The sequence below is a fragment of the Paenarthrobacter nitroguajacolicus genome, from assembly GCF_007786235.1.
GTDB lineage: Bacteria > Actinomycetota > Actinomycetes > Actinomycetales > Micrococcaceae > Arthrobacter > Arthrobacter nitroguajacolicus_A.
Window position 1 is genome coordinate 1 of record NZ_VNFK01000048.1, and the last position, 1,107, is coordinate 1,107.

Sequence of the window (1,107 nt, forward strand, 5' to 3'; positions counted from 1 at the left end):
TCAGCATTCGACGACGTTGACGGCGAGGCCGCCCATCGCGGTTTCCTTGTACTTATCGGACATGTCCTTGCCCGTCTCACGCATGGTCACGATCACCTCATCGAGGGAGACCCGGTGCGTCCCATCGCCCCACAACGCCATCTTCGCCGCGTTGATCGCCTTCGCCGCCGCGATCGCGTTCCGCTCAATACACGGAATCTGCACCAACCCCCCGATCGGATCACACGTCAACCCCAGGTTATGTTCCATCGCGATCTCCGCAGCGTTCTCCACCTGACCCGGCGTACCACCCATCACCTCAGCCAACCCCGCAGCAGCCATCGACGACGCCGAACCAACCTCCCCCTGACACCCCACCTCAGCACCCGAAATCGACGCCTGCTCCTTATACAACACACCCACCGCACCGGCAGCGAGCAGGAACTTCACCACCACATCATCCTTATCGGCCTGGGTGGCCTGATCCATGCCCGGAGCATAATTCAACGCGTAATACAGCACCGCCGGAATAATCCCCGCAGCACCATTGGTCGGCGCCGTCACCACCCGACCACCCGAAGCGTTCTCCTCATTGACCGCCAAAGCGATCAGGTTCACCCACTCCTGCCAATACTTCGGATCATTCCGGTCCTTGTCCTCCTTCAGCAACCGCTCCAACCAATCAGGCGAACGACGCCGAACCCGCAACCCACCAGGCAACACACCCTCACGCTTCAACGACGTCTCAACACAGGCCTCCATCACGGCCCAAATATGCAAAAGACCCTCCCGGATCTCCTCCTCAGACCGGGACGCCCGCTCGTTGATGAACATGATGTCTGAAATCCCCAGACCCTTGGACGCACACCGGCCCAACAACTCCGCCGCCGTCCTGAACGGCAACGGCAACTCCGCCTTCGTCTCCTCCAACTCCTGCCGGGCAGCGTCCTCCTCACCCTCCCGGACAATGAACCCACCACCGACCGAAAAGAACGTCGCCTCATGCACAATGTTTCCCTCAGCATCAGCCACGGCGAACTTCATCCCGTTCGTATGCCGCGGCAACACCGTCAACGGATGCAACACCATATCCTCCACCGCATACGGCAACTCCACACCCCCACCCGA

The 1,107-nt window shown here is 60.7% G+C and carries 1 protein-coding gene; it reads right to left on the reverse strand.

Annotated features, from left to right (window positions below; genetic code table 11):
- Positions 1–1,107: L-serine ammonia-lyase (locus tag FQP90_RS22925; protein ID WP_144653412.1), on the reverse strand; the 1,107-nt coding region annotated here is incomplete at its 5' end.